Origin of the sequence: Frankia sp. CpI1-P, assembly GCF_001421075.1 — a bacterium.
Classification (GTDB): domain Bacteria; phylum Actinomycetota; class Actinomycetes; order Frankiales; family Frankiaceae; genus Frankia; species Frankia torreyi.
The window spans coordinates 1-20158 of sequence record NZ_LJJX01000061.1 but is presented as its reverse complement, the minus strand read 5'-3'; the positions used below and the strand labels follow the sequence as shown (position 1 = coordinate 20158).

At 73.9% G+C, this 20158-nt stretch carries 8 protein-coding genes and 16 pseudogenes; 13 read left to right on the top strand and 11 right to left on the bottom strand.

Features of this window, described 5'->3' with window-relative positions; genetic code table 11:
• The 4 pseudogenes from FF86_RS58460 to FF86_RS58445 form a co-directional block, all read right to left on the bottom strand.
• Positions 1-798, bottom strand: a pseudogene (locus FF86_RS58460) (malate synthase A); the annotation flags it as partial.
• 1 nt (position 799) lies between these two features.
• Positions 800-1226: pseudogene (locus tag FF86_RS58455) on the bottom strand (isocitrate lyase); the annotation flags it as partial.
• A gap of 1 nt (position 1227) precedes the next feature.
• Positions 1228-1772: pseudogene (locus FF86_RS58450) on the bottom strand (isocitrate lyase/phosphoenolpyruvate mutase family protein); the annotation flags it as partial.
• Position 1773: 1 nt separating this feature from the next.
• A pseudogene (locus FF86_RS58445) lies at positions 1774-2045 on the bottom strand (isocitrate lyase); the annotation flags it as partial.
• Between the two features lie 296 nt (positions 2046-2341).
• On the opposite strand from FF86_RS58445, the pseudogene FF86_RS63205 reads away from it, so the two are divergent.
• The 4 genes and pseudogenes from FF86_RS63205 to FF86_RS26745 form a co-directional block, all read left to right on the top strand.
• Positions 2342-2472 (top strand): annotated as a pseudogene (locus tag FF86_RS63205) (helix-turn-helix domain-containing protein); the annotation flags it as partial.
• A 1-nt stretch (position 2473) separates the two neighbouring features.
• Positions 2474-3617 (top strand): annotated as a pseudogene (locus FF86_RS58435) (short-chain fatty acyl-CoA regulator family protein); the annotation flags it as partial.
• Position 3618: 1 nt separating this feature from the next.
• Positions 3619-3823 (top strand): short-chain fatty acyl-CoA regulator family protein (locus FF86_RS58430; protein WP_242419685.1); only part of this gene is annotated, 205 nt, incomplete at its 5' end.
• 127 nt (positions 3824-3950) lie between these two features.
• A pseudogene (locus FF86_RS26745) lies at positions 3951-6063 on the top strand (NAD-binding protein); the annotation flags it as partial.
• A gap of 160 nt (positions 6064-6223) precedes the next feature.
• On the opposite strand, the pseudogene FF86_RS63200 reads toward FF86_RS26745, so the two are convergent.
• The 4 pseudogenes from FF86_RS63200 to FF86_RS68540 form a co-directional block, all read right to left on the bottom strand.
• Positions 6224-6269, bottom strand: a pseudogene (locus FF86_RS63200) (hypothetical protein); the annotation flags it as partial.
• Between the two features lies 1 nt (position 6270).
• Positions 6271-6314 (bottom strand): annotated as a pseudogene (locus FF86_RS58425) (hypothetical protein); the annotation flags it as partial.
• Position 6315: 1 nt separating this feature from the next.
• A pseudogene (locus FF86_RS58420) lies at positions 6316-6571 on the bottom strand (DUF2000 family protein); the annotation flags it as partial.
• A 1-nt stretch (position 6572) separates the two neighbouring features.
• Positions 6573-6697 (bottom strand): annotated as a pseudogene (locus FF86_RS68540) (DUF2000 domain-containing protein); the annotation flags it as partial.
• 26 nt (positions 6698-6723) lie between these two features.
• On the opposite strand from FF86_RS68540, the gene FF86_RS26735 reads away from it, so the two are divergent.
• From FF86_RS26735 to FF86_RS58390, 8 genes and pseudogenes are all read left to right on the top strand, one after another.
• Complete coding sequence (locus FF86_RS26735; protein ID WP_055870828.1) at positions 6724-7611, top strand: AraC family transcriptional regulator; 888 nt, start codon at positions 6724-6726, stop codon at positions 7609-7611.
• Between the two features lie 39 nt (positions 7612-7650).
• Positions 7651-8249, top strand: a pseudogene (locus FF86_RS58415) (PfkB family carbohydrate kinase); the annotation flags it as partial.
• 1 nt (position 8250) lies between these two features.
• Positions 8251-8592 (top strand): PfkB family carbohydrate kinase (locus FF86_RS58410; protein WP_242419684.1); only part of this gene is annotated, 342 nt, incomplete at its 5' end.
• Between the two features lie 141 nt (positions 8593-8733).
• A pseudogene (locus tag FF86_RS58405) lies at positions 8734-8948 on the top strand (DUF3616 domain-containing protein); the annotation flags it as partial.
• Between the two features lies 1 nt (position 8949).
• Positions 8950-9191 (top strand): annotated as a pseudogene (locus FF86_RS58400) (DUF3616 domain-containing protein); the annotation flags it as partial.
• Position 9192: 1 nt separating this feature from the next.
• The coding region (locus FF86_RS58395) for a DUF3616 domain-containing protein (protein WP_242419683.1) at positions 9193-9840 on the top strand (648 nt) is incomplete at its 5' end.
• Positions 9841-9991: 151 nt separating this feature from the next.
• Positions 9992-12238: pseudogene (locus tag FF86_RS26720) on the top strand (helix-turn-helix domain-containing protein); the annotation flags it as partial.
• Between the two features lies 1 nt (position 12239).
• Positions 12240-12871: tetratricopeptide repeat protein (locus FF86_RS58390; protein WP_255355938.1), on the top strand; the 632-nt coding region annotated here is incomplete at its 5' end.
• Here the strand turns inward: FF86_RS58390 and FF86_RS26715 are convergent.
• A complete protein-coding gene (locus FF86_RS26715; RefSeq protein ID WP_055410115.1) occupies positions 12838-14142 on the bottom strand; it encodes a UbiA family prenyltransferase in 1305 nt (434 codons plus the stop codon). The genes FF86_RS58390 and FF86_RS26715 overlap by 34 nt on opposite strands.
• 1753 nt (positions 14143-15895) lie before the next feature.
• On the opposite strand from FF86_RS26715, the pseudogene FF86_RS64415 reads away from it, so the two are divergent.
• Positions 15896-16967 (top strand): annotated as a pseudogene (locus tag FF86_RS64415) (toll/interleukin-1 receptor domain-containing protein); the annotation flags it as partial.
• A gap of 146 nt (positions 16968-17113) precedes the next feature.
• On the opposite strand, the gene FF86_RS26705 reads toward FF86_RS64415, so the two are convergent.
• Together FF86_RS26705 and FF86_RS26700 are read right to left on the bottom strand one after the other, a co-directional pair.
• Positions 17114-19648, bottom strand: a complete 2535-nt coding sequence (locus tag FF86_RS26705; protein ID WP_242419688.1) for a biotin carboxylase N-terminal domain-containing protein — start codon at positions 19646-19648, stop codon at positions 17114-17116.
• 147 nt (positions 19649-19795) lie between these two features.
• Positions 19796-20158: carboxyl transferase domain-containing protein (locus FF86_RS26700; RefSeq protein ID WP_304438188.1), on the bottom strand; the 363-nt coding region annotated here is incomplete at its 5' end.

The following is a 20158-nucleotide window of genomic DNA, read 5'->3' as shown; positions in this document are numbered from 1 at the left end:
GTAGAGGATCTCCTCCATCTCGAAGGCCGCGGGAATCGTCTCGATGAGCACGGTCGCCCGGATCGTGCCCCGCGGGAGGCCGAGGCGCTGCTGGGCGAACACGAACACGTCGTTCCACAGCCGGGCCTCGCGATGGCCTTCCAGTTTCGGCAGGCAGAAGTACGGTCCGCTGCCCCGGTCGAGCTGGCGGCGGGCGCAGTGGAAGAAGTACAGGCCGAAGTCGACCAGGCTCGCCGACATCGGCCGGCCATCGATGAGCAGGTGGTGTTCGCGCAGGTGCCAACCCCGCGGCCGCACGACGATCGTCGCCGGGTCCGGCCCGACCCGGTAGCGCCTGCCGGCCGGCGTGGTGACCTCGAGCCGGCCCGCGACCGCGTCGAGCAGGTTGAGCTGGCCCGCGATCACGTTGAACCAGGTCGGCACGGTGGCGTCGGCGAAGTCCGCCAGCCACACCCGGGCACCGGAGTTCAGCGCGGTGACCGTCGCCGTCCGCTCGGTCGGCCCGGCGATCTCCACCCGCCGGTCGACCAGGCCCGGTGCCGCACCCGCGACCCGCCACGACTCGTCGGCGCGGATGGCCGCCGTCTCGGGCAGGAAGTCCAGGCCGGCCGCCCCGGAGGCGAGCAGCAGGCGCCGCTCGCGCCGGGCGGCGAGCAGGTCGGCCCACCGCGCGGCGAAGGTGGTGTCCAGCGCGATGAGGAATTCCAGCGCCTGCGGCGTCAGGATTTCCCGGAAACGCTCCCGAGGCTCACCGGGCTCGCCGATGACCTCGATCCGACCGCCGCGCGGTGCCGGCATCTCAGTGCCCCGCGCCGACGCCGGTCGCGGTGAACTGGGCTTCTTCGGTGGAGCCGCGCAGCGCGACGGTGTCACTCGTCGGGTTGATGGCGGTGCTCACCAGGTCGAAGTAGCCGGTGCCGACCTCGCGCTGGTGGCGGGTCGCGGTGTAACCGTCGGCCTCGCTGGCGAACTCGCGTTCCTGCAGGTCGACGTAGGCGGTCATGCCCTCGCGGGCGTAGCCGTGGGCGAGGGAGAACATCGAGTGGTTCAGCGCGTGGAATCCGGCCAGGGTGATGAACTGGAACTTGTAGCCCATGTGGCCGAGTTCGCGCTGGAACTTCGCGATGGTGGCGTCGTCGAGATGCGCCCGCCAGTTGAACGACGGCGAGCAGTTGTAGGCGAGCATCTGGTCCGGGAACTGGGTCTTGATCGCCTCGGCGAACTGGNGGGCGATTTCCAGGTCCGGGGTGGAGGTCTCCATCCACAGCAGGTCGGCGTAGGGGGCGTAGGCGAGACCCCGGGCGATGCACGGCTCGACGCCGTCGCGCACCCGGTAGAAGCCCTCGGCGGTGCGCTCGCCGGTGACGAAGGGCAGGTCGCGCTCGTCGACGTCGCTGGTGATGAGGGTCGCGGCCTGCGCGTCGGTGCGGGCGACGATCACCGAGGGCACGTCGGCGACGTCGGCGGCCAGGCGCGCGGCGTTGAGGGTGCGGATGTGCTGACCGGTCGGGATGAGCACCTTGCCGCCGAGGTGGCCGCACTTCTTCTCCGAGGCGAGCTGGTCCTCCCAGTGCACCCCGGCGGCGCCGGCCGTGATCATCGCGCTCATCAACTCGAAGGCGTTGAGCACGCCGCCGAACCCGGCCTCGGCGTCGGCGACGATCGGCACCAGCCAGTCGGGGGCGTCGGCGACGCCCTCGGCCCAGGTGATCTGGTCGGCGCGCAGCAGCGCATTGTTGATCCGGCGGACCACCGCCGGGACCGAGTTCGCCNGGTAGAGGCTCTGGTCCGGGTAGGTCTGGCCGGACAGGTTCGCGTCCGCGGCGACCTGCCAGCCGGACAGGTAGATGGCCTTGAGCCCGGCCTTGACCTGCTGCACGGCCTGGTTGCCGGTCAGCGCGCCGAGCGCGTGCACGTAGTCGGTGTCGTGCAGGAGCCCCCACAGCTTCTCCGCGCCGCGGCGCGCCAGCGTGTGCTCCTCCAGGACACTGCCGCGCAGCTTGATCACTTCGGCGGCGCCGTAGGTGCGCTCGATGCCCGCCCACNGCGGGTCCGTCGCCCACCCCGCGGCCAGCTCCTCGGCCGCCCGCGCGGCCCCGTTCGCCGCCCCGTTCGTCGCCGTGGTCGTCGCCGTCGTCTTCGTCTCGGCCATGTCGATCTCTCCCTGCCCTGGAGTCGGAATAGCGCGGATCACCCTCCTCTTCGAAGCTGTCACAGCGATTCGGCCTGGTCGAGCGGCCCAACGAGCCAAGTCCTGCGAATCTTCCCAGCCGACTTTGCAAATTTTGCAAATGGCACGTTGGCACCGAGTCGACTATCCTCCTCGACAGAGAGGGAGCGGATGCAGAAGACTTTTGTCGGGACCCGGTTACGGGAACTGCGCGAGGAACGGGCCATGAGCCAGGTCGAGCTGGCGCGCCTGCTCGGCATCTCCCCCAGCTATCTCAACCAGATCGAGCACAACTCCCGGCCNCTCACCGTCCCGGTCCTGCTACGCATCACCGAGGCATTCGGCGTCGACGCCGGCTTCTTCGCCGCGCACGACGTGACCCGGCTGATCGCGGAGGTCCAAGAGGTCCTCTCCGACGGCACGATCGGCCTGAAGGTGCCGGCCACCGACGCCGCCCAGCTCGCCGAGCAGCTCCCGCAGACCGCCCATGCGCTGATCACGCTGCACCGCCGCTACCGCCAGGCCAACGAGCGCCTCGCCGCGCTCACCGGCGCCCGCGGGCCGGAACCGGCGGGGCCCGCGCCGGCGCCGATGCCGGACGAGGAGGTCCGGGACTTCTTCTACCAGCGTCAGAACTACGTCGGCGAGCTCGACGAGGCCGCCGAGCGGCTCGCCGGCGAGATTGGCCTGACCCGCGGCCGGGTGCACGCGGTGCTGGTCGAGCGGCTGGCTTACCACGGCATTCGCGTGCACAGCCGCGAGCCCGGCCCGGACCTCGCGGGCTCGCGCGACGACGGGCGTGACGACGGGCGTGATCTCGACCGCGAGCTCGACGTCGATGTGCTGCACCGCTTCGACCCGCAGACCCGGGTGCTGACCCTGTCGAGCCACCTGCGGCCCGGCCAGCGGGCCTTCCGCATGGCGCTGCAACTCGCCTTCGCCGAGTTCGACGATCTGGTCACCCGGCTCACCGACGAGGGCATGCTCAGCGGCCCCCCGGCCCGGACGCTGACCCGGATCGGGCTGGCGAACTACTTCGCCGCCGCCCTCATCCTCCCCTACAATGTGTTCCACACCACGTCCGAACGGTTCCGCTACGACATCGAACGGCTCTCCGAGCATTTCGGCATGGGCTTCGAGACGATCTGCCATCGACTGAGCACCCTCCAGCGCCCCCGGGCCCGGGGCGTTCCCTTCTCCTTCATCCGGGTGGATCGCGCGGGCAACATGTCGAAACGCCAGTCGGCCACCGGATTTCATTTCTCCCGCGCCGGCGGAACCTGTCCGCTGTGGAATGTGTACGAGGCACTCGCCGCCCCCGGAAAGATTCACACCCAGATCGCCACCATGCCGGACGGACGCAGTTACTTCTGGATTGCCCGCACGGTCAGCCGGGGCTATGGCCGTTTCGGTCGTCCCGGAAAGACGTTCGCCATCGGGCTCGGCTNCGAACTGCGCCATGCCAGCCGACTGGTGTATTCGACCGGGCTCAACCTGGACGATCCGGCGGCCGCGGTGCCGATCGGGATCGGCTGTAAGGTCTGCGAGCGGGTCGGCTGCGCCCAACGGGCCTTCCCGCAGATCGGCCGTAGCCTCGCCCTCGACGAAAACCGGGGCACCTTCGCCCCCTACCCGGCCGACATCAACTCCTGAGGGTCGGGGCCCGCGTGCGAGACTGGCCTCTCGCGGATCCGCCGCATCGCCGCATCAGCCCAGTTCAGCGCGGTATTCCGTCGCCAGGATCCGGTCTGGGCCCGGTGCCGGCCGAGGAGGGGGAGGCATGCCGACGGCTCCCGGGGGGTCCGATCGCGCCGGCCGATCGGATGGCCACGGTCCGAGCCGGTCCGACGGGCCGGGCCGGCCGGACGCGGCGGGACGGTCCAAGCAGTCGGCTGCGGCGGGACGGCCGGCTGCGGCGGGACGGCCGGACGGCCACGGTCGGCCGGTGGGCGACGGCGAGTCAGGGCATGTCATCGTCGCCGGGCTGAGCAACCTGGGGCTGGGCCTGGCCGAGCAGCTCCAGGCATCCGGCGTGGCGGTGGTCGCGGTCGACGACCAGCTCACCGCCGCCGCGCAGCGCCGGCTGGAACGGTCCGGGGTGCGGGTTCTCGTCGAGAGTCCCCACGCGGCCGACGTGCTGCGCGAGGCCGGCATCGCCGCCTCCCTCGCCGTGGTGATCTGCCACGAGGCCGACCTCGACAACCTCGAGACGGCCCTGCTCGCCGCCGACGTCGCCCCCGGCGTCCGGCTGGTCGTCAGCGTCAACAACCCGCAGCTCGGCGACCAGCTCGCGGACGCGCTCAGCCAGGTACGGGTGCTGAACCTCGCCGAGCTCGCCGGGCCGAGCTTCGTCGAGGCGTGCGTGCGCTCCGACGTCACCCACGCCTTCACGATGGACGCCCGCGCCGACGCCGAGGTGTTCGCGGTGATCGAGGAGGAGATCACCGGGCGGGGTGCCTTCCGGGCCCGCTACGGTGATCTCACCCCGATCTCGCTACGCCGCGCCGGCGCGCGCCACGCCGAGGTCTGCCCCCCGCGCGACACCCCGCTGCATCCCGGCGACCGGCTGACCGTCCTCGGCCGCCTCGCCGAGTTCCACGACCGCGGGATGGCCGTCTCCGGCCTGCACGACGCGCGGCTGTTCGCCGCCCTGGGCGACGGCACGGCCAAACGCCGCAGCGGGTCGCGGGCCCGGCGCGGCACGGCCGCCCGGCTGCGGGAGTTCCTCGCGACGATCCGCGGGGAGCTCGACCGGCCCTTCCGGCTCGCGCTCGCCGCCGTCGTGGCGATCCTGGTCGTCAGCACGGTCGTGCTGTCGCTGGCCTACGCCGACCACAACAACGCCGCGCCACCCGACTTCGGGCCGCTCGACGCGCTCTACCTCACCATCGAGACGATGGTCACGGTCGGCTACGGCGACTTCAACTTCGGCGCGGCCGACGAGTGGCTGCAGATCTTCGGCATCGGGCTGATGCTGTTCGGCGCACTGTCGATCGCGGTGGTCTACGCCTTCATCACGAACGTAATCATCAGCCGCCGGCTCGAACGCGCGCTGGGCCGCGGCCGGGCGGGGGCGGTGCGCGGGCACGTCATCCTGTCCGGCCTGGGCTCGGTCGGGGTCGCGACGATGGACGGCCTGGTCCGCACCGGCCGCCAGGTGGTGGTGATCGAGCGGGACGAGAACAACCGGTACCTGCCCGTGGCCCGCGAGCGCGGGGTGCCAGTGATCATCGGGGATGCGACGGTGCGGTCCACCCTGCTGGAGGCCGGTCTCGCCCACGCGACCACGATCACCGCGCTGACCAGCGACGGGGTGGCGAACCTGGAGACGGTGCTGTCCGCCCGGGAGGCGCACGACGAGCTGCGCGGCGCCCGCGCCGCCCGGGAGACGGCGCGCCGCGCCGGCGGGCGTTCCTACGGCCGCACCCGCCCGCCCGGCGCCCAGCCACACGAGCCCGACCTGCGCGTCGTCCTGCGGATCTTCGACACGACGATGGCCGACGAGGTCGAACGCCGGTTCGGCATCCACACCGCCCGCAGCGCCTCGGCGCTGGCCACCCCGTACTTCGTCGGGGCCGCGCTGGGCTACGACGTGCTGAGCACCTTCTACGTGGAGCGCACCCCCTTCCTCGTCGCCCGGATGACCGTCAACGCCGGCGGGGCGCTCGTCGGCCCCACCCTGCGCGAGCTGTCCACCGGAACCCGCGTCCTCGCCGTCACCACTGCCGTCGCCACCGCCACCGCCGCCACCACCGTCACCACCACCGCCGTCACCACCACCAGCGGAAGCCGACCCGGCGACGGAGCCTGCGCCGGCGAGCCGGACTACCGACCCGGCCGCCACACCCGCCTGCGGCCGGGAGACGAGCTGCTCGTCGTCGGCCCCGTCACCCNGATCGTCGACATGGTCCGGCGCAACCAACGCGTCGATGTCCCCGCCTAGCACCGTCCCACGCCCACGCCCACGGCGCGGGCCGAGAACTACCTCGCCGCCGACCCCCCGGACGTCGCCGGAACCTCATGAGCGCCGCCGGCTGTTGAGGAGGGCCCCGGTCAGGGGTGCATGCGGGCGCCCTTGAGCGCCTTGTCGACGGCGTTGNGCGGGCCGTGCAGGGCGAGGCCGACCAGGTCGAGGTCGTCACGTNGCACGGCCCGGACGGCGGCCCGGTTGTCGCGGTCGTTGCCGGTGGCGAACAGGTCCGACGTGAAGATCGACATGGCCAGGCCCCGACCGCCGGCGCGGGCGAACGACGAGGCCAGCGTCTGGTGCGAGCCGGCGAACACGAGCACCGGTTGGCGGAACATGGGCAGGTACCCGTGGCCGTCCGCGTCGGCGTAGGGCTCGCCGACCAGCTCCGGGTTGGTCGCCGCGATCCCGCTGACGAGGAACGCCGTGACGTTNAGCCGCTGCCAGTCCAGCAGGTCGTCGCGCAACAGCACGGCGATCTTGGTGGTGAAGCGCACCGGGGCGGGCTGCGACGACCCGTCGCCGGCGGTGGGGAGGTCGTGGCGAAGGTCAGTATCCACACCGCCGAGTCTCGGCGGCGGTCGGCATGACGGTCTTGTACGTTCCTGACGTGGCCGAGGCGCACAGGCCCGGGGCGGACGTCGCCGCGGCGGGCAGGGTCGGTGAAGGTCAGACGGTCGCCGCCTGGCGGCCGGCGGTGGCGGGTGTCCGCGAGGTGTTCCACGCCCGGTTCATCTCGCACGTCTACCCACCGCACACCCATGATTCGTGGACGCTGCTCATCGTCGACACCGGCGCGGTCCGCTTCGGTCTGGACCGCCACGAGCACGGCACGTTGCGCTCGCAGGTGACGCTGCTGCCACCGGACGTCCCGCACGACGGCCGCTCCGCCCGGCCCGGGGGATTCCGCAAGCGGGTCCTCTACCTCGACCGGGACCTCCTCGGCGACGAGCTGATCGGCACGGCGGTCGACACCCCGACGCTGGCCGATCCCACGCTGCGCCGGCGCATCGGCCGGCTACACGACCTCCTGCTCACTCCCGGCGAGGACCTCGCGGCCCAGAGTGGCCTCACCCTCGTCGGCGAACGACTACGCGCCCACCTGGGCCGCCGCAGCAGGTTCCCCGCTCGCCGTGACGGTGCGCCACCGCCCCGCCGGGACCCGACCGTTGCCCATGCGCTCCGCGACCTCCTCGACAGCCGGATCGCCGAGGGCATCACGCTGGCCGCCGCCGCGGAGCTGCTCGGCGCCCATCCGACGCACCTGATCCGCGCCTTCCACCAGGAGTTCGGCCTGCCGCCCCACCGCTACCTCACCGGCCGCCGAGTGGACCTGGCCCGCCGCCTGCTGCTCGCCGGTCACCGCCCGGCCGAGGTCGCCACGCTCGCCGGCTTCTACGATCAGGCCCACCTGACCAGGCACTTTCGCCGCATGCTCGCCACCAGCCCCGCCCGCTACGCCCGCCCGACCTGACGCCACCGCAGGACGTCGCCTCGAAAGGTCTCCTTGCACATGCCTGATGTCGTGGTCGCCGGGGTGGTGAACGTGCAGCAGACGGTACCGGTGGACGGGTTTCCCGTCGCCTACGCGCCGGTCCGGTATGCGACGGGGCGGCTGCGGCTGGCGGCCTCCGGGGTCGGGCTGAACGTCGCCCGGACGCTGGCTGCGCTCGGCACGCAGGCGACCCTGGCCACCCTGGTCGGGGACGATCCGGCCGGGATGGTGATCCGGGCCGAGCTGCGGCGTCTCGGCCTGCTCGGCGAGGACGAGTCGGGCGGCCGGGGCGCCGGGGTGCTGCCGACGACGAACAGCGCGATGTCCGCCGTCCTGGTCGATCCGCACGGGACCCGGCAGGTCCACACCGACCTCGCCGACCTCGCCACGGCCCGCTATCCGCCGTCGGTGTTCCGTGACCTGCTCGCGGGGGCGCGTCTCGCCGTGCTGACAACCGCCGGCTTCGTCCGCGACCTGATCCCCGTTGCCCAGGCCGCCGGCGTGCCGATCGCCGTCGACGTGCAGACCATCGAAGACGCGAGCGACGCCTACAGCCGGCCCTGGTTGGCGGCGGCGACCATCGTGTTCTGCTCCGCCGAGCGCCTCACGGCCAGCCCNGCCGACACCGCCGCCGCGCTGCTGAGCCGCTACCCGGCCCGGATCGTGCTGCTCGGGATGGGCGGCGACGGCTGCCTGCTCGCCGTCCGGGACCGTCCGCCGCGCCGCCTGCCCGCCCTGGCCCCGCATGGCGTGCTCGACACCACCGGCGCAGGGGACGCCCTGTGTGCCGGCTTCCTGCACTACTGGCTCGCCACCGGCGATCCCGACGCGGCGGCCCGGCGCGCCGTCCTCGTCGCCGGCTGTGCGGTCGGCTCCGCCGGCACGGCCGTCCACGTCACCGCCGGGCACATCGACGATCTCCTGCGCGCCCCGGGCGGGCGGCCGTCGGGCGTCGGCTGACACACGGCGGGCCGGTCCGATCCGACCTGCGGTGTTCGTCGCATATCAGCTGCTCGACAGCGGNGGCGGTGTGGCGCGGATCCGCACTACGCTCCCCCACGGCGTCGCGTGGCGCCCGTGGAGATCAGCAGCGAGGGAACGATGACGGCGAGGACGATTCCGATCCGTTTCACCGACGACGCCGGGGTGATCGACATCGCGGAGTCGCTGTCCACCCTCAAGGGGGACGGGCGCCACCTCTGGCTCGCCGGCGACGAGACGATCACCATCGAGCGGACGGCGCTGTCGCCGACCGGAGACGGCTTCGTCGACCATGTCAGTTTCTCGGTCGCGGACTTCCTCCCGCTGCCGGAACCNCCGGAACCGGACGGCAGCCAGCTCGAGATCGACATCGAGGGCCTCGACCGGCACGGCGACTACCTCTGGTTCGTCGGTTCGCACGCCCGGACCCGCAAGCGGGTCAGGCCGCACCACGCCACCGAGCAGGCGCTGGCCCGACTGGCCAAGGTGAGCAGCAACGCCAACCGTTACCTGCTCGGCCGCATCCCGGTAGTGGAGATCGACGGGGCGCCGACTCTCGTCCCCAGCGCCTCGGCGTCNGCCTCGCCGGGCGGGGCGAAGCTGACCGCCGCCGCGCTGGGCCTGTCCAAGCAGAACCGGCTGACGCGGGCGCTCAAGGACGACGAGCACCTCGGCCTGTTCCTGAAGATCCCGAGCAAGGACAACGGCCTGGACATCGAAGGGCTCGCGGTCGTCGGCGAACGGATCTACCTGGGGCTGCGCGGCCCGGTGCTGCGTGGCTGGGCGGTGGTGCTCGAGCTGCGCCTCACCGAGGGCGACGGCCAGGATCTGCTGCTCGCCCCGATCGGCGACAGTGACAGCGGCGACGGCGGTCCTCTGTACCGCAAGCACTTCCTCGACCTCGACGGGCTCGGCGTGCGGGACATCCTCGCCCACGGCGACGATCTGCTGCTGCTCGCGGGCCCGACGATGGATCTCGACGGGCCGGTGCGGATCTATCGCTGGCGGGGCGCGGCGCACGCGCGCACGAGCGTCGTCGTCACCGACGAGACGATCGAGCGGGTGCTGGAACTGCCGGTCGGGACCGGCGACGACCACCCGGAGGGCATCGCGCTGCTGCCCGGCGATCCGTCCTCGTTGCTGGTGGTGCACGACAGCCCGGCACCGCGGCGGCGCTGGCACCGTCACGAGATCCTCGCGGACGTCGTCCCGCTGCCACGCGACTGAACCGGCGGGGCGTCCGACCACGGTTTACGTCCCTGACGATCGCCGGGCGTGTTCGAGGGCCCGGCGGTCTGTTCGCCATCCGCCGACCACGGCAAGATTGGCGCACGGAATCACAGTCCGCCCCGCTCACCGCCCTGCCCGAGGTACGCGCGTGTCTGACGAGATCGACCTGGCCGCCGTCACCACCTGCACGGATTTCGGCCGTGTACTGACGGTCGTCCGGGAGCGGGCGGGGCTCAGCGTGCGCGACGTCGCCCGGAAGGTGAACGTCCCGGCCAGCACGGTCGGCGGCTACTTCGGCGGATCGCACCTGCCGGGGCTGAAGCCGGCGAACCTCGTCGAGAACATGCTGCGCGCCTGCGGGGTCACCGACCCCGCCGAGCTGCGCCGCTGGGTCGAGACCTGGAGCCGGATCCGGCGCACCCGCCGGGGCTCCGGCGCCTCAGAGCGGGGCGCCTCAGAGCGGGGCGCCTCAGAGCGGGGCGCCGCCGAGCAGGGCGCCGCTGGTGGCGGGTGGGGTCCCGGCGCCGTCGCCAGCCGGCGGCGCGGCTCCGGCGGTCCCCCGCGGGCGCCCGTCGACCGGGTCCGCGGCGACGAGAACGTGGCGGCCCTGACGGTCGCGCCCCCCGTGGCTCGGCTGGATCGGTTGCCGGCCGTGCGTGGCCGCGGTGAGATGATCACCCTGCTGACCGGACTGCTCCCCACCGCCGTCGGCGATACCGCCGGGAGCGGCCCGGCAAGGCCGGCCGGGCCAGGTGGGTCAGGTGGGTCAGGTGGGTCAGGTGAGCCGGTCGGGCCGGGCCGGCGGGGCAATGGCACGCGGGTCCGCGGCCGGGTGCACGTGCTGCACGGGCTCGGCGGGATCGGCAAGAGCACCGTGGCTCTCGCCCTCGCCGCGACCGCGCTCGATCGCGGCGTGCGGACCTGGTGGATCAGTGCCACCCGTCCCGGCGCGGTGCCCGCGGCGATGGGGGCGCTCGCCGTCGAGCTCGGCGCCACCCATCATCAACTGCGCCGGGCAAGCCTGCCCGACCTGGTCTGGCGCCTGCTCGGCGCCCTCGACCAGCCGTGGCTCCTGGTCGTCGACAACGCCGACGATCCCGCCGACGACCTGGGTCCGTCCACGGGCAACGTGCTCGACGGCACCGGTTGGCTGCGCCCGGTCACCGGAACGCGGGGGATGGTCGTAGTGACCACCCGCGACGGCGCGGCCTGGTCGCTCGGCTCGGCCGGGGGCCGACCCCCGCCCTGGATACGCCTACACCGGCTGACTCCCCTCACCGACCGCGACGCCGGCCGGGCACTGCTGGACCTGGCGGGTGACGGCCCGGGGTCCGCCCAGGCCGCGCAGAGCCTCGGCCGCCGCCTCGGCGGCCTGCCACTGGCGCTCTCGCTGGCCGGCCAGTTCCTCGCCGAGGCGCGGCGGATGCCGCCGGGCTTCGGCGGCTCGGTCATCCCCCGGACCTACCCGGCGTACGAACAGTTCCTGCGCACCAGTGGGCCCTGGTCGCTGCTGCCGGACTTCGCGGCCGCGGACCCACGATCCGCGGCACCGCGCACCCGCCCGCAGCCCCCGGACACCCCTGCGGACGCCCACCCGCCGGCGGACGTGCCCGAACGCCGCCGGGAACGCGAGCTCGTCGGACCGACCTGGGAGCTCTCGCTGAACCTGCTCGCCCTGCGCGGGCAGGTCCGGGCCCAACCGCTGCTGACCCTGCTCGCCTGCCTCGGCGGCGATCCGATCCCCGTCGACGTGCTCCTCGACGCCGAGGTGCTCACCGCCTCGCCCCTGTTCAGCGACCTGCCGGCGACCGAGCTGTGGGGGCTGGTCCGGGCCCTCGCCGGCCACGGGCTGATCGAGTACACCCTCGACCCGACCAGTTCAGCCGACCCGACCAACCCCGCCGCCCCGGCCGACGCGCCCATGCCGGCGACGGCGACGGCGCCCGGCGACGCGGGCGCTGCGCACCGGATCTGGCTGCATCCGCTGGTGCGGGACAGCTTCGGTCGGGCCGCGCACGTCTCCGGCCGGGTCGAGGACTACCTGGAGACGATCACCGCCCTGCTGGTCCACGCCGCCCGCCGGCTCGACCCGCGCGACCCCGAGACCTGGCCGGCCTGGACGATGCTGGCCGGGCACGCGGACGCGGGCCTGGCGATGCTGCGCGCCCGGCGCCAGTGGGGGTTGCCGGCGCTGACCGAGGGGCGGTTGCCGCCGGAGCTGCTGGTTCCCGCGACGCTCGCCGCCCGCTTCCTGCGCGCGACCGGACGTCTCACCGAGGCCGCCGCGGGGTACGAAACGGTGCTGGACACCGGCCGGCGGCTGTTCGGCGACGATCACGCCGACGTGCTGTCCGCCGCCCATGACCTGTACCGGGTGCGCGCCGCGCAGGGCCGGNCCGGCGACGCGGAGGAGGGGCTGCGGGCCGTCCTCGACGACCGGGCCCGGGTCCTCGGCGCGGACCATCCCGACACCCTGACGACCCAGCACTACCTGGGCCGCACCCTGCGCGAGTCGGGCCGCCACCCCGAGGCGCTCGCGTGGCTCACGCGGACGCTGACCAGCCGGGAACGGGTCCTCGGCCACCGTCACCGCGACACCCTCACCACCCGCAACAACGTCGCCGACCTGCTCGTCGAGCAGCAGCAGTGGACCGCGGCGGAACACCTGCTGAGCGCCGTCTGGACCGACCGGGTCGACACCCTCGGGCCCGAGCATCCCGCGACCCTGGTGACCCGCTACCACCTGGCCCGGCTCGACCACCGCCGCGGCGAGCACGCCCGAGCCGCTGGGACAGCCGCCGAGCTGGTAGCGGTCTGCCGCCGCGTCCTCGGCCCCGATCATCCCCGCACGCTGGCGGCGATCGGCCTGCACGGCGAGATCGAGCAGGAGCTCGGCCGGCTCGCCGCGCTGCGCGCCGACGTGGCGGACGCGTACCGGCGCAGCCTGCGGGTGCTGGGCCCGGAGCACGGGACCACGCGGCGGCTTCAGCGGCTTCAGCGGCTCGTCGGCCGCTCGCCGTCGTCCTGACGCGACCCGCCCGGAGCGGACCCGTTCGCGGTCGAGCCGGCGGGCAGCGCCGGAAGCCCGGGGGCGCCGACCGCTCGCACCGAGGCAAACCCGACGCCGTCCCGCTCGGCCAGCAGCCGCAGCGGCAGGCCCACCGCCCAACCGCCGAGGGCGGGCAGCAGGGCCCACAGCGGCAGCCCGGCCGGCTCGGTCAGCAGCCAGGCGACGCTCGCCAACTGGCAGGCGAGCAGGTTCGCCAGGACGAAGCCGCCGCCGCGGGGGCGGGGTGACCGGATCGGATCGAGGCCTGGGGCACCCGACCGGACCAGCCGGATCAGCCCGGCGGTGGCGACCAGCGCGGCGAGGACGGCCGCGGCCGCGGCAAGCCCCCGTCCGGCCAGGGAGACGTGGCCGCCGGGCGGCCCAGGCGTCACCGGGGCGACCGCAGCGGGCCCTCGGGGCACGGCCGGCAGCGTGGCGGCGCCGTCTGCGTCGGCGGTGAGGGCGAGCCCGCTCGCCACGGACACGACGGCGACGATCCCGACCTGCGCGGTGAGCACGATCGCGACGTACCGCCGCGGGAGGACGAAACCGCGGGGCCGGCGCAGGTGCACGCCGGTGGCCAGCGCCGGCGTCCGTCGCCCGCAGACCCGGTCGGTCGGCAGATCACGCAGGTCGGCGACCGTCCAGCCGGCGACGATCGTCGCGAGGCCGAATCCGGCGGTGAGTACGCCCGCACCCACGCCCACGTCGCCCCCGGTGGCGGCGACGCCCAGCGGCAGCCCGCCGGCGAGCGTGGCCGCGGCCAGCAGGCGGCGCAGCGATGGGCCGCCCCCCACCCGCCATCGGGACAGGGCCAGCCAGGCCCGTAGGCCGATGACCGCCACGAAGCCGATCCGGGCGGGGAGGGAGGCCGCCCACAGCCAGCCGCCGCCCACCACCGCCGCCCCGGCCAGCGCCGCCCATCCCGCGACCCAGCCAGGCGCGAGCCGGCCCTGGACGAGGGGGCTGTCCCGGCGCACCGGGTTGATCCGGTCGGCGTCGAGCCCGGCGACGGCGTCGAGCAGGCGGCCGAACACCGACACCAGCACCCCGGCGAGGACGAGCAGCAGCACCGCACCGACCCGGGGATCCGCCGCCGCGAGGCCGCCGGCGGCGAACGGGACGGCGTCCGCGAGCGCGGTTCCCGGCCGGGTCAGCGCCCACACGTCGACCAGGCGGCGGACCGCGGTCCGGTGCCGCCGCGCCGTCCCCGTCCGGCCCGCCGGATGTCCGGCGGCACGGCTTCCCATCCGACCTCACGACCGTTTCTCGCGTCCCCCGAGCACTGCGCTCACGGGCGATCGCAGCCTGTTGAGAAAAACCCATGCGAGACACCGATAAAAGGCGGTCGCGCATCGCCGTACAAGGTCGTACAGACAGCGGCGAGTACGCGCCGTGACACCCGGTGTATGCCTGACCGGAAGCGGCGGCAGGGCAAGCCGTATTGCAGTAAGATGACTGCTACGATGCGCGCCGCCGACCGTCCGTCGGGTTCGGGGGTGCGGCTGAAGGAAACTACGGGCATCGCGGCAATGCCCCGGCCGGACGTCGCGATGGAAGGCCCGCGGCAACGGCGCGCGGATACCCGCCGACCGCCGGAGCGGGCCTCCCCCCGATGGCAGGTCCGCTCCGGCGACGAACCGAGGGTGCGGCCGTCGACCAGCCACCTCCGGTGCCGCGGAGGTACAGATCATGCGGCTGCGGCGGCAGCGACCCTTCGGCGGCTCCCAGATAACCGCGTGCCGGACTAACCGGAAAGACCCGGACGGCAAATCCGTACAACGTCGTACGCGATGGTCCGATGTTGCGAACGGCAGTTCGGGGGGACGGCCGGCGGGGAAGGGATCGGCGGTAACCGTCCCGTCCGACCGCGGACGCGTCGTAGACGGCGGGTAGGAAAGCGAGCCGCGACCGCACGAGCGGTCGCCCCGCCGTCACGCCAGGCTTCCACCGCTGTCACCTGTCACCGAAACAACGGCCAGCGGCCAAGTCCGCGATTAGCGTCGAAACAGTCAGGTCACCGATCGCCGGGCGGCAACCGGGATTCCGGGCGGTATTCTCGGCGCGTCACCAGGAAGCAATCCCGCAATCCGCGAACACGTGTTCCCAGGAGTCATGGTGTCCTCTCGTTGGCTGGACGAGCCGCTGCAGACCGAGCTGGACGACGCCGCCATGACCGCGCTGCGCCAGTGGTGCGCCCAGACCGAAACCACCTTTCGGCTCGTCCGCTGGCTCACCGGCGGTCGGTCCACCGCACGGGTCGCCGCCGTCCTGTCGGACGACCCGCACGAGGGCGCCCGCCAGTTGATCATGAAGCTGGACCAGGCGCCGGGCACCGCGGAGGATCCCCAACCCGGCGAGTTCGCCCGCCACCGGCGGGCGTTGACCGAGTCCCGGGACTTCGCCCGGCAGCACCTCACCAAGCCCGTCCACCAGCCCATCCCGGTCGGCGACGGACGCTGGTTCGTCTTCCAGCGGGTGGCCGGCGGCAGCCTGCGCGACCCGATCACCCTGCACACGCTGCTGGACGCCGTCCTGCATCCGCCCCGCCCGGCCCGCGGGGCGGGGCCGGACCACCTCCGGGGCCCGCAGCCCACCTTCCCCCGACCGGCCGCCAACGCCGCCGCCTTCGCCGACGTCAGCACCGCAGTCGTCGGATCCGTGCTCGGCGAATGGGCGGGGCGGACCCGGTTGCCCTCGATGGACGTGCCGGCCATCCTCGGCCGCCAGCTCGGCGACCGACTCGCCCCCGGCAGCCGCCTGCACCGCCTCGCCGCCGCGCATCCCGGGCGCACCATCACCGTCGAGGAGGAGGACCATCCCCTGCCCAACCCGTTCGCGCTGGTCCTGGACGCCCGCCGGACCGCCGGCGTGCGGCTGCCCACGTTCGTCGGGCGCGCCCACGGGGACCTGCACGTCGAGAACATCCTCATCCCGACCGATCTGCGCGACGCGAGCGCGGCCTTCCAGCTCATCGACCTGTCGCGCTACGCCNCCGACGCCGTGCTCACCCGCGATCCCACCCACCTCGTGCTACACGTCCTCGCCCGGACGCTGGTCGAGCTCTCTCCGGCCCAGCGCACCGCCACGATCGACGTGCTGCTCGACCCGGACCTCGACGGGGCACTCCTGCCCCAGTGGCTGTGGCTGTTCATCGACCAGGTCCGCTCCGCCGGGCAGGAGTGGGCACGCGCGGCCGACCTGGTCGAGCAGTGGCGCGACCAGGTACCGCTGTCGCTGCTGGCCTGCGCCCTGACCTGCCTCGGCCGGGCGTCGACCCGCGAGGAGGACCGAGGCTGGTTCCTGCGCCTCGCCGCGAACGCCGCCGCCGCCTTCCTCGACCAGCAGGGCCTCGACCAGCACGAACTCGACCAGCAGGGCCAGGCGCAGCCCGCCCCGGAGAACGGCGACCGCGAGCAGCACGGCTTGCTGCGGGCCGATGCGGACGGAGCCGGCCCGCCATCCCCCGATCCTCCGGTCGCCGACAGCGCGAACGGCAGGCCCGCGGGCGGCACAACCGGCGGGTTCCGAGCATCCCCACGAAGCGTGGACGGCATCGCGGGCGGCGCGCGTGTCAACGGCCCCTCGGTGAACGGCCCCTCGGTGAACGGCTCCGCAGTGAACGGCTCCGCGGTCGACCTGCTTCTCTTCCATGCCCGGGCCGATGCCGTGTGGGCGGACTGGATCGGCTGGCATCTCGAGGCAGCCGGCTGGCGAGTCCTGCCGTACCCCGATCACAACCCCGACGACCATGATCTTGACGACCATGATCTTGACGACCACGGCAGCCCCGACGGCGCCGACGAATCCGTCGGACCGCAGACGGCCATCTCCCTGGCGGACGCGGTCGCCCAGGTGCCGCGGACGCTCGTCGTGCTCTCCCCCGCCTATCTGCGCGAGCTGCAGGGCAGCGCCGAGTGGCAGGAGGCCTTTCCGGCGGCGACCGCGGCCCGCGGCGGCCGGCTGGTCACCATCCGGGTCGAGCCCTGCGATCCGCCGGACTGGCTGGGCCTCGTCGCATCGGTGGACCTCGTCGGGCTCGGTGAGGATGAGGCCCGCGCGACGCTCGTCGACCNGATGACGGCTCTGCGCAACGGTGACGGAGATACCGGGCGCCGGGCAAGCTAGTGCAACGCCTCAGAAGAACCCACGTGGCTCCGCTCCCCCGCACACCTCCTCGTGGCTACGCAACCGCGCCACGCTTCCGCCCAACCCCGGCGGTCAGGGAACCGCGATGGTCGGGTCGGGGGAATCCGGCGACGGCGAGACGACCGCCAGAACCTGGTCGAGGGCCACGAGGTCGCCGGGGCGGACCAGCACCTTGGCGACGACGCCGGCGGCCGGCGCCGAGACGGGATGCTCCATCTTCATCGCCTCGACGACGACCAGCGACTGCCCGTCGGTGACGGACATACCCGGCTCGACGAGGACGGCGATCACCGTGCCGGGCATCGGGCTGCGCGCCTGGCCGCCCGTGGCCGAGGCCACCTCCGCTCCGGCCACGGGAACCGCTTCGGCCAACTCCCAGGCCCGCCCCTCCCGCCCCAGCCAGAGCAGCTCGCCGGCGGGGGACGATCCGCCCGTGGCTGCGATCGAGCGGCGGCCCCCGGCCGCTGCCGGCGCAGAGCGCGGGGGCTTCGCCGGGTCGTGCTCGCCCTCGGTGGCCGCCCATGCGAACGCCCACCGGGTGGTGACCGAGCCGATCGTGACCAGCAGATCGTCGCCGATCTGGCGGACCGACGCGGCGACCGGTGGCCCGTCGGCGAGGCGGACCCGCGCGGCGGCCGGCGTGCCGCGGGCGCTGACCCGCACGGTCGCCGCCCGCGGCCCGAGCGCGGCGCCGCCTGCCGGCGTCGACACCGCCGGATCGCCCTCCCCCACCGGGGCGGCCAGCCCGGATCCGCCTGGCACCGGGCCTGCGTCGGGTCGCGGCGCGGCGCCGTCGACGCCGGTGCCGCCGGTGCCGCCGGTGCCGTCGGTGCCGATGCCGCCGATGCCGACCAGATCGCCACCGGGCGATCCCCTCCCGGCGGTCTCCCCGGCGGCGGGGCCAAGACCGGCGGCGGTACTCCCGGCGGCATCGCGCCCGGCGGAGCCACCATCGACGGAACCGCCGCCCGCCAGGACGTCGCCGGAGCGGTAGTCAGGAGTGGCGCCCCCTACCGGGCCGGACCCGCCGCCCGGGCCGGACCCGCCCCCCGAGTCGGAGCCGCCGCCCGGAATGAGCACGTCCCAGCTCAGCCACGCGGGCTCACCGGGACGCCAACCGGAGGGGATGTCCCAGGGGTCGACGAGCGGGCCGACCGGCTGCAGCGCGAGCAGCCGGGCCAGGGCATAGCCGAGGATGGCCTCGCCGGGCAGCTCGTCGGCGGTGAGCGCGGCGAGGTCGCGTTCGACCAGACCGGTGTCGAGCCGGCCGGCGACGACGTCAGGATGACCGAGCAGCGCGCGCAGGAAGCCGATGTTGGTGGTCACGCCGAGCAGCACGGTGGCGGCGAGCGCGGCGTCGAGCCGGGCGATCGCGGCCGGCCGGTCGGGCCCCCAGGCAACGATCTTGGCGAGCATCGGATCGTAGGCGGTGCCGACGGTGTCACCGGCGGCGATGCCGGCGTCGACGCGGATGGCGGGCCCCGCGGGCTCGCGGAAGGCGAGGACCTGCCCGCCGGTCGGCAGGAAGCCGCGCGCGGGGTCCTCCGCGTAGACGCGGGCCTCCACGGCGTGGCCGGTGAGGCGGACGTCGGCCTGGCCGAAGCGCAGCGGCTCGCCGGCCGCGATCCGGATCTGCTCGGCGACCAGATCCACCCCGGTGACCAGTTCGGTTACCGCGTGCTCCACCTGCAGGCGGGTGTTCATCTCCATGAAGTAGAACTCGTCGGGCGCGTCGGCGGACAGGATGAACTCGACCGTGCCGGCTCCGACGTAGCCGACGGCGCCGGCCACCGCGACCGCCGCGGCACCGAGCCGTTCCCGGGTACGCGCGTCGAGCAGCGGCGAGGGCGCCTCCTCGATGATCTTCTGGTGGCGCCGCTGCAGGCTGCACTCGCGTTCCCCCAGATGCAGCACGGTGCCGTGCGTGTCGGCGAGGACCTGCACCTCGACATGGCGGGGACGGACGATGAACCGCTCCACGAACAGGGTGTCGTCACCGAAGGCGGCGGCGGCCTCTCGGCGGGCCGAGGCAAGGGCGGCGGCCATCTCCCCCGGTGCGCGCACGACCCGCATGCCCTTGCCGCCGCCGCCGGCCGACGGCTTGACCAGGACCGGGTAGCCGAGCTGGCCCGCGGCCTCCGTGAGGGCAGCGTCACTCATTGCGGGCGACGACCGCCCCGGCACCACGGCCACGCCGACCTCGGCGACGGTCCGCCGCGCGACGATCTTGTCGCCCATCACCTCGACAGCGGCGACCGACGGTCCGATGAAGAACAGCCCGGCGGCCTCGCAGGCCCGGACGAAGGCGGCGTTCTCGGCGAGAAAGCCGTAGCCGGGATGGACGGCCTGGGCCCCGCAGATCTGCGCAGCCTCGACGATCGCGTCGATGTCCAGGTAGCTCTCCCGGGCCGGCGTGGGCCCCAGGCGCACCGCGACGTCGGCCTCGCGGACGTGGCGGGCGCCGGCGTCCGCGTCGGAGTAGACGGCGATCGAGCGGATGCCGAGATCACGCAGGGTGCGGATGATCCGGACGGCGATCTCGCCGCGGTTGGCGACGAGCACGGACGAGAACGCCAGACCCGGCAGCCCGGCGCCCCGGCTGGACAGGCCCGGTCCGGTGCGGCGCTGCGCGGGGGCCGGACCGGTCGCGACGGCTCCCGGATGGTTCCAGGTCGACGGGTCAGCGGCTGACACCCTTGATCCTCACGTCTGTACTCCCCTCGCCACCGGCCGACCGCGTCCTCGCCTACCCGTTCACATCCGGAACACGCCGTAGCGGACCGGTTCCATCGGGGCGTTCGCGGCCACCGACAGCCCCAGGCCCAGCACCATACGGGTATCGGCCGGGTCGATGACCCCGTCGTCCCAGAGCCGGGCCGTCGAGTAGTAGGGGCTGCCCTGCTCCGCGTAACGGTCCAGGATGGGCCCGCGGAACGCGGCCTCGTCCGCGTCGCTCCAGTCGGCGCCCGCCGCCGCGACCTGATCCCGGCGGACGGTGGCGAGCACCGCCGCGGCCTGCTCCCCACCCATCACCGAGATCCGCGCGTTCGGCCACATCCACAGAAACCGCGGCGAATACGCCCGCCCACACATCGAGTAGTTCCCCGCACCGAAACT

What these genes read in the sequence shown, in the direction of transcription:
- FF86_RS26715 (WP_055410115.1), bottom strand. Translation starts at nt 14,142, where the DNA reads ATGGGAAGCCGTGCCGCCGGACATCCGGCGGGCCGGACGGGGACGGCG.
- FF86_RS26735 (WP_055870828.1), top strand. Translation starts at nt 6,724, where the DNA reads ATGACGGTCTTGTACGTTCCTGACGTGGCCGAGGCGCACAGGCCCGGG.